The sequence below is a fragment of the Micromonospora sp. genome (assembly GCF_048594385.1).
Classification (GTDB): domain Bacteria; phylum Actinomycetota; class Actinomycetes; order Mycobacteriales; family Micromonosporaceae; genus Micromonospora; species Micromonospora wenchangensis.
The window spans coordinates 1-7,009 of the sequence record NZ_JBMDWU010000417.1; the positions used below are offsets into that span (position 1 = coordinate 1).

Here is a 7,009-nt window from a genome sequence, read left to right on the forward strand (position 1 = left end):
TGTGCGATCAGGGATCCGGTGTTAAGGCCGTTGTGCGGGGGTGCGCGGTGGGCGCCCGGCGGCCCCCCTGGGGGGGGCCGCCGGGAGCCGGGGCGCAGGTCGGCGGTGTGCCGGTCAGTTGGTGACGGTGACGTGCACCACCCAGCGCACCTGGGGGGACGGGCAGGGGGTCGGCTGGTGCCGGCAGAGGTTGTCGGTGATGGTGGAGACGTCGACCCGGCCGGGTGCGGTCGCCACGTACCGGGCGACGAGCGGCTGGCCGCTGGGGTAGCCGCCGGTCACCTCGGCCGGCACCACGACCCCGGCGGGGGAGAGCGTCGGGGGCAGGTAGTTGCTGGCCAGGCTCACCACGAGCGTGTCGCCGACGCGCAGCGTGAGGTCACGCTGGTTGTCGGGCGCGGAGACGACGACGGTCTGCCCGGCGTCGGTCGGCGGCAGCTCGATGACCGCGACGTGCAGCGTCCACAGCACGCTCGCCGGGGCGCACGGCGGGGTGGCGTGCCGGCAGGCGTAGTCGGTGTGGGTGGTCAGCTCGGCGGTGCCCGGGGTCACGGCCCGCAGCGTCGCCACGAGCGGCTGCCCGGTCGGGAAGCCACCGCTGCTCGACACCGGGGTCAGCGCGTTCCCGGTGGTGCTGACCGGCAGGTAGTCGGCCGCCAGGGTGACGCCCAGCGTCTGCCCGACGTACAGGGTGACGGTGCGCTGGTTGTCGGCCTCGCGGACGGTGACGTCGGCGCCGGTCGGCGGGCTGGTGGTGGTCGGCGGGACGGCGTCGTTGGTGCAGCTCGGCGTGGGTGCGGTGGTGGGGCCGGCGAGCTGCACGCCGAAGGTGGTCGACGCGCCAGGAGTGAGCACCCCGTTGTACGACGCGTTGGTCGCGGTCGCGGTGCCACCCGTCGCGCTGATCGAGGTGTTCCAGGACGACACGATCCGCTGGCCGTCGGCGAGCGGCCAGGTGACCGTCCACCGGCTGGCGGTCGCCGACGCGGTGTTGGCGACGGTGAAGGTGACGATCTGGCCGCCGCTCGCGCCGCTGCCCCAGCGGGAGTCGACCCGGACCGTGGCGGTGCAGCCGCCGGCCGGGGTGGCCGTGGCGGGTGCGCCACCGGCGACCGTGGTCATGCCGAGGGCGACGATGGTGGTGGCGGCGAGGATGCCGCCGGCAGTCAGGACGGACCGCCTGGACGCGATCATGACGATTCCTCCGATCCCCGTCGGAGCTCCGATCGGGGGGCGGCGTCGGACCGGCCGCCGGCCGGGGAGCCCATGGTTCCGCTCGCACCCTACGGCCAGCAATGGGTCGTGGTCAATATAGATAGAGACCTATGTCATGGTGGCGGCGCGGGCAGCGCCAGCTCCTGCGCCAGGATCGCCGCCTGCACCCGGCTGCGCAGCGCCAACTTCGCCAACACCCGGCTCACGTGGGTCTTCGCGGTGCTCTCCGCCACCGCCAGCCGGTCGGCGATCTCCCGGTTGGACAGGCCGACGCCCAGGCAGGCCAGCACGTCACGCTCCCGGGGGGTCAACCCGGCCACGGCGGCGCGGTCCGCCCCGTCGACGCCGGGCGCGGTCGCCGCGAACGCCGCGATCAGCCGCCGGGTCAGCGTCGGGGCGATCACCCCCTCGCCCCGGGCCACCGTCCGCACCGCCGCCACCAGACCGGCCGCGTCGGTGTCCTTGAGCAGGAAACCGGCCGCCCCGGCGCGCAGCGCGCCGAAGACGTACTCGTCGAGGTCGAAGGTGGTCAGCACCAGCACATCGGCGGTGCCGGCGGCGACGATCTCCCGGGTCGCCGACACCCCGTCCAGCCGGGGCATCCGGATGTCCAGCACCGCCACGTCGGGACGCAGCTCCCGGCACAGCCGTACCGCCGCCTCCCCGTCGGCCGCCTCGCCCACCACCTCGATCTCCGGCGCGCCGGCCAGGATCAGCACCAGACCGGCCCGGACCGCCGCCTGGTCGTCGGCCAGCACGACCCGGACCGGGGCGGTCACGTCCGCTCCCCGGCCGGCAGCGTCGCCCGCACCCGCCAGCAGCCGTCCCGGGGGCCGGCGGTGAACCCGCCGTCGAGCAGGGCGGCCCGCTCCCGCATCCCGATCAGGCCCGCGCCCCCGGCCGGCAGTGCCGCGCCGTCGGCCGGCCCGCCGGAGCGAACCGGATTCTCCACCGTCACCGCCACCTCCGTCGGCAGGTACGCCACGGTCAGCTCCGCCGTGCCCGTGCCGTGGCGCAACGCGTTGGTCAACGACTCCTGCACGATCCGGTACGCCGCCAGGTCGACCCCCACCGGCAGCTCCCGGGGCGACCCCCGCACCGTCGTGCGGACCCGCAGCCCGGCGTCGGCCATCCGGGCCAGCAGCCGGTCCAGCTCGTCCAGCCGGACCCGGGTGGCCTCCTGCACCGGGTCCACGGACGGCTCCCGCAGCAGCCCGACGAGCTGCCGCATCTCGGCCATGCCCTGCACGCTGCTCTCCCGGATCACCCGCAGCGCCGCGTCGATGCGGGGCCGGTCCAGCCCGGGGGCGGCGAGCAGGGCGGTGGCGTGCAGGGCCACCGCGCTGAGCTGGTTCGCCACCACGTCGTGCAGCTCCCGGGCCATCCGGGCCCGCTCGGCCAGCACCGCCTGCCGCCGGTCCAGCTCGACCAGCCGGGCGGTCTGCTCGGCGCGGGCCCGCTCGGTCGCCGCCTGGTCCCGGTACTGCCGCACGCTGATCCCGGTGACCACCGGCAGCACCCCGAGCAGCGCGAACGGCATCCCGACGGCGGCACCCCGCCAGCCCCACCAGAGCAGGCCCGCCACCGTGCCGCCGACGCTGAGCCCGACCGTGACCCGCAGCAGCCAGCGCCACCACCGGGACGGGCCGTACACGCACGTGTCGTACAACACCTGGGTGTAGACCACCGTGACGCCCACCGACACGCCGAGCGCGGCGTCGGCGAACACCGCCACCGTGCCCACCACCAGGCCGGTCCGGGTGGCCACCCGGCGCAGCCCGACCGCCACGCTCGCCGCCAACAGCGGCAGCAGGAAGGACACCCGTGGCACGTCCGGCGCCCAGGGGAACTGGGGTTGCAGGCCGACGCCGTAGGCCGCCAGGCCGCCGACCAGGGACACCCCGGCCAGGGCCAGGTCGCGTCCCGGCCGGCCGGAGCCGACCCAGCCCGGCATCCGCATGGTCCCGATCCCACCACACCCCGGGCCGGTGCCCCTCCCACCTGCGGAGGAGGCCGCCCGGTCGGCCGTCCGCCGAAGGGGGTACGCCGGGCCGCGGCTCCACCGAAGGAGGGACCCGGAACTCGTCCCCGCCGGTGAGGTGACCACCTCCCCGCCCCGGCACGCTTGACCGGAACGGGGAGGTGGACATGCTGCTGGCGGTCATCGTCGGGTGCGAGATCGGATTCTGGGTGCTGCTCGTGGCCGGGCTGGTCGCCCGGTACCCGCTGCGCCGGCCCCGGCTGGGGGCGGCGCTGCTGGTCTGCGTTCCCCTGGTCGATCTGGTGCTGCTGGGCGCGGCGGCGATGGACCTGCGCCGGGGGGCGACCGCGGACGCCACCCACGGGCTGGCCGCCGTCTACCTCGGGTTCTCGGTGGCGTTCGGGCACTCCATGATCCGGTGGGCCGACCAGCGCTTCGCGCACCGTTTCGCCGGCGGCCCGCCGCCGGTGAAACCACCCCGGTACGGCTGGGCGCGGGCCCGCTACGAGTGGCGGGAGTGGGGCAAGGCACTGCTCGGCTGGGCGGTCGCCTGCGCCCTGCTGGCCGCCGCGATCGTCGTCGTCGGTGACGCCGAGCGCACCCGGGAGCTGGCGAACTGGATCCGCACCCTCACCGTCGCGCTGCTGATCTGGCTGGTCGCGTTCCCGGTCTGGGAGACGATCTTCCCGCGTCGGCCGAGGTCCTGACCCCGGGGGTACGCGCTGCACGGCGCGTCGGTGCCGGCCAGTACGGTGGCACTGCCGCGCCGGGGTGTCGTCCCGGCGGGCGACGCGAGTGTGAGGAGACCGGGATGGCGCACGGGGAGGCCGACCACGGCTGCGCCCAGGGCGAGCCCTGCCGGCCGGGCCACCACGACCAGCCCGGGGCGGCCCGACCGCACCGCCGGCTGGCGACGGAGCAGGTCTGTCGGGCGGCCGAACGGGCCGACGACGAGCTGGCGCTGCCCCGCCAACGCGGCGTCGAGACGGTCGACGGCGCGGCGGCCCGACCGGCGGCGGTGGAACCCGGCCCGACCGGCCAACCGGACCCGCCGCCCCGGGCCTGCCGCAGCGACCTGGCCGGCTGGGCGGGCGGGCACCGGCACGGCCCGGTCCGCCCCGGCCGGCGTCGGCAGCGCGTGCAACGCCCGCCACACCGTTGGTGCTGATCACCTGACGGCCCGTCGACCGTTAGCGTGGGTGACGTGCAGGCGATCGCGATCGACGGGTGGGGTACGGCCGACCGGCTGACCCTGCGGGAACTGCCCGACCCCCCGGTGGGTCCGGACACGGTGCTGGTGCGGGTCCGCGCCGCCGGAGTGAACCCGGTCGACGCGAAGATCCGTGAGGGGTTGCTGGCCGACGCGATTCCCGCGCACTTCCCCCTGGTGCCCGGCTGGGACGCGGCGGGCGTGGTGGTGGCGGCCGGCCCGGCGGTGACCGGGTTCGCCGTCGGCGACGAGGTGATCGGGTACGTCCGCCGCGACCACCTCCAGTACGGCAGCTACGCCGAACTGGTCCCCGCCCCGCAGCGCTGCCTGGCGATCCGGCCGTCCCAGGCGTCCTGGGTCGAGGCGGCCGGCCTGCCGCTGGCCGGGTTGACCGCCTACCAGGCGTTGCGGCGGGCCGGCACCGGCGCGGGGGACACCGTGCTGGTGCACGGGGCGTCGGGCGGGGTGGGGCACCTGGCGGTGCAGGTGGCGCGGGCGTTGGGGGCGACCCGGGTGATCGGCACGGCGGGTCCGGCCAATCACGACTTCGTCCGGTCTTTGGGTGCCGAACCGGTCGCCCACGGCGACGGCCTGGCCGACCGGCTCCGCACGCTCGCGCCCGACGGGGTGGACGTGGCGCTCGACCTGTTCGGCGGGGCGGCGCTGGACGTCTCGGCGGTGCTGTTGTCCCGGCCGTCCCGGCTGGTCTCCGTCGCCGACCCGGAGCACGTCACCCGGCTCGGCGGCAGCTACCTGTTCGTGCAGCCGTCCACGGCGGACCTGGGGTTGCTGGCCGCGCTGGTCGACGCGGGCCGGCTCACCGTCCACATCGAGCGGGTGCTCCCGCTGGCCCAGGCCGCGGACCCGCCCCGGCTGGGCGCGGCCGGGCCCGTCCGGGGCACGGTGGTGCTGGCGGGGTGGGCGGCGGCGGGTACGGCGGCCGACCGGGCACCGGCGTGACCCGCACCGGGGCGCGGCGGCGTCCCGGCCGGCCGGGCGGGGCCGGTACCGGCGGCCGGCCCGTGGTCAGCGGGTGCGGCGGCGGACCAGCAGGGCGATGCCCGCCAGGCCGAGCGTGATCACCAGCATCACGCCCACGTTGAGCAGCAGCAACCGCTGAAGTTCGGAGATCGCGTCGTCGATGTCGCGACCCGGGTTGAGGGCGTCGTCCGGAAGGGCCCGTTCGCCGCCACCCACGCCGCCGCTGACCGTGTCGAGCTGCGGCTCCAGCGGCACCCCGGCGGCGCGCAGCGTCTCGGACATGGTGAGCCGGCCGAGGAACCAGCCGGCGGTGGTCTTGCGCGCGTCGGGCTGCTTGGCCGGCCGGAAGGCCCGGGGACCGCCCTTGGCCAGCGGGTAGAGGTCGAACGTCTGCGTGGCGGTGTCCCCGGCGAGCACCACGATGGTGTACTTCGGACCGAGGTCGGCGGCCGTGGGGCCCTTGGCCTGGCCGGTGCGGCCGAACCAGCTGACCTGGTCGATGACCGCGACCACGTGGGTCGGGGCGGTGTCGCTGCGCAGGCGCAGCGGTTCGGTCAGCCCCACCCCTGTGATGTCCACCCCGGCGGGTGGCGTCTTCGGTGCCGCCCGGTGCGCCCCGGCCGCCTGCGCCGCCGGCCCGGTGCCGAGCACCACCGCCGCCGCCACGCCCACCGCGACCGCTGCCAGCAGCCGCCTCACCCTGTCGACCATCGCCGCCTCCTCGCCCCGTTCGATGGATGGCTGTGCTGCGGGTCACGCGCGGGCCGGTCGGCATCGGTGCGTGACCGGGCAGCGCCGGCCCCACCGCACAGACTTCCTGGAACATCGCTCGGATGCAGCTCTGGGAACAATATGTGGAACTATCTGCGATCCTGGAACGACCAATTTCTCAGCCGCGTGATCAGCGGGCGGATCGTACCTTTGCGGAGGGCTTCATGGGGGGCAGGGTCCCACGGCTGGTGCGGGCGGTGCCAGTGCTCGTCGGCGTGGCGCTCGGCGTGGCGTTGTTGCCGGCGTCGCCGGCGCTGGCACACAACTCGCTGACCGGGAGCAATCCGGCCAACGGGGCCAAGGTCGCCACCGCGCCGGCCGCCGTCGAGCTGCGTTTCCTGGCCAAACTCGATCCGGACAGGACGAAGATCACAGTGACCGGGCCGGACAACATCCCGGCCGCCGGTGGCGAGCCGACCTTTTCCGGCAGCCGGGTCAGGGTGCCGTTCGCCCCGGGCGCGGCCGGTCTCTACATCGTCGACTATCAATTGCCGTCCAGCGACGGCCACCCCGTCAAGGGGGAGGTGCGGTTCACCCTCACCACCGGCACCGCCGCCGCGCCCCCGTCGCCGTCGGTCAGCCCGTCGGCCAGTCCCACCCCGTCGCCGACGCCGAGCAGCGCGGCACCCGGCTCCCCGTCGACCACCCCGGTCGCCGCCGGCACCGACGACAACGGCCGGGGTTGGCTCTGGGCGGCGGCCGGTGGCCTGGTGCTGCTCGCCGCGCTCGCCGCGGGCCTGTTCCTGCGCCGCCGCTCCACCCGGTCCTGACCGGACACCGACGCGGGGGCCCCCGGGGACCCGCGGGGCCCCCGGGGCTGTGGGGGTTGAGCTATACCAAGCGGGGGCGGG

General features: G+C 75.9%; 8 protein-coding genes. 4 read left to right on the top strand and 4 right to left on the bottom strand.

All coding sequences use genetic code 11. The features are described from left to right. Nucleotides 1-114: 114 nt before the first annotated feature. The 3 genes from ACOJTC_RS22310 to ACOJTC_RS22320 form a co-directional block, all read right to left on the bottom strand. Complete coding sequence (locus ACOJTC_RS22310; protein WP_420118346.1) at nt 115-1,194, bottom strand: cellulose binding domain-containing protein; 1,080 nt, start codon at nt 1,192-1,194, stop codon at nt 115-117. A 134-nt stretch (nt 1,195-1,328) separates the two neighbouring features. Beyond that, nucleotides 1,329-1,994: a response regulator gene (locus ACOJTC_RS22315; RefSeq protein WP_420118347.1), complete on the bottom strand. Its 666-nt coding sequence runs from the start codon at nt 1,992-1,994 to the stop codon at nt 1,329-1,331. Next, nucleotides 1,991-3,169 (bottom strand): sensor histidine kinase, encoded by a 1,179-nt coding sequence (locus ACOJTC_RS22320; RefSeq protein ID WP_420118348.1) that lies wholly within the window; start codon nt 3,167-3,169, stop codon nt 1,991-1,993. The genes ACOJTC_RS22315 and ACOJTC_RS22320 overlap by 4 nt, the downstream gene beginning before the upstream one ends. A 194-nt stretch (nt 3,170-3,363) precedes the next feature. Between ACOJTC_RS22320 and ACOJTC_RS22325 the strand changes: the two genes are divergently transcribed. The 3 genes from ACOJTC_RS22325 (at nt 3,364) to ACOJTC_RS22335 (ending at nt 5,366) form a co-directional block, all read left to right on the top strand. Further along, nucleotides 3,364-3,903 (top strand): hypothetical protein, encoded by a 540-nt coding sequence (locus ACOJTC_RS22325; RefSeq protein WP_357935408.1) that lies wholly within the window; start codon nt 3,364-3,366, stop codon nt 3,901-3,903. 104 nt (nt 3,904-4,007) lie between these two features. Further along, nucleotides 4,008-4,364: a hypothetical protein gene (locus tag ACOJTC_RS22330; protein ID WP_420118349.1), complete on the top strand. Its 357-nt coding sequence runs from the start codon at nt 4,008-4,010 to the stop codon at nt 4,362-4,364. A 36-nt stretch (nt 4,365-4,400) separates the two neighbouring features. Further along, nucleotides 4,401-5,366 (top strand): NADP-dependent oxidoreductase, encoded by a 966-nt coding sequence (locus ACOJTC_RS22335; protein ID WP_420118350.1) that lies wholly within the window; start codon nt 4,401-4,403, stop codon nt 5,364-5,366. Nucleotides 5,367-5,432: 66 nt separating this feature from the next. Here the strand turns inward: ACOJTC_RS22335 and ACOJTC_RS22340 are convergent, their stop codons facing one another. Beyond that, a complete protein-coding gene (locus ACOJTC_RS22340) occupies nt 5,433-6,098 on the bottom strand; it encodes a hypothetical protein (RefSeq protein WP_420118351.1) in 666 nt (221 codons plus the stop codon). A 224-nt stretch (nt 6,099-6,322) separates the two neighbouring features. Between ACOJTC_RS22340 and ACOJTC_RS22345 the strand changes: the two genes are divergently transcribed. Further along, a complete protein-coding gene (locus ACOJTC_RS22345) occupies nt 6,323-6,928 on the top strand; it encodes a copper resistance CopC family protein (protein ID WP_420118352.1) in 606 nt (201 codons plus the stop codon). The last annotated feature ends 81 nt before the right edge of the window (nt 6,929-7,009 follow it).

What these genes read in the sequence shown, in the direction of transcription:
- ACOJTC_RS22310 (WP_420118346.1), bottom strand. Translation starts at nt 1,194, where the DNA reads ATGATCGCGTCCAGGCGGTCCGTCCTGACTGCCGGCGGCATCCTCGCC.
- ACOJTC_RS22320 (WP_420118348.1), bottom strand. Translation starts at nt 3,169, where the DNA reads ATGCCGGGCTGGGTCGGCTCCGGCCGGCCGGGACGCGACCTGGCCCTG.
- ACOJTC_RS22325 (WP_357935408.1), top strand. Translation starts at nt 3,364, where the DNA reads ATGCTGCTGGCGGTCATCGTCGGGTGCGAGATCGGATTCTGGGTGCTG.
- ACOJTC_RS22330 (WP_420118349.1), top strand. Translation starts at nt 4,008, where the DNA reads ATGGCGCACGGGGAGGCCGACCACGGCTGCGCCCAGGGCGAGCCCTGC.
- ACOJTC_RS22340 (WP_420118351.1), bottom strand. Translation starts at nt 6,098, where the DNA reads ATGGTCGACAGGGTGAGGCGGCTGCTGGCAGCGGTCGCGGTGGGCGTG.
- ACOJTC_RS22345 (WP_420118352.1), top strand. Translation starts at nt 6,323, where the DNA reads ATGGGGGGCAGGGTCCCACGGCTGGTGCGGGCGGTGCCAGTGCTCGTC.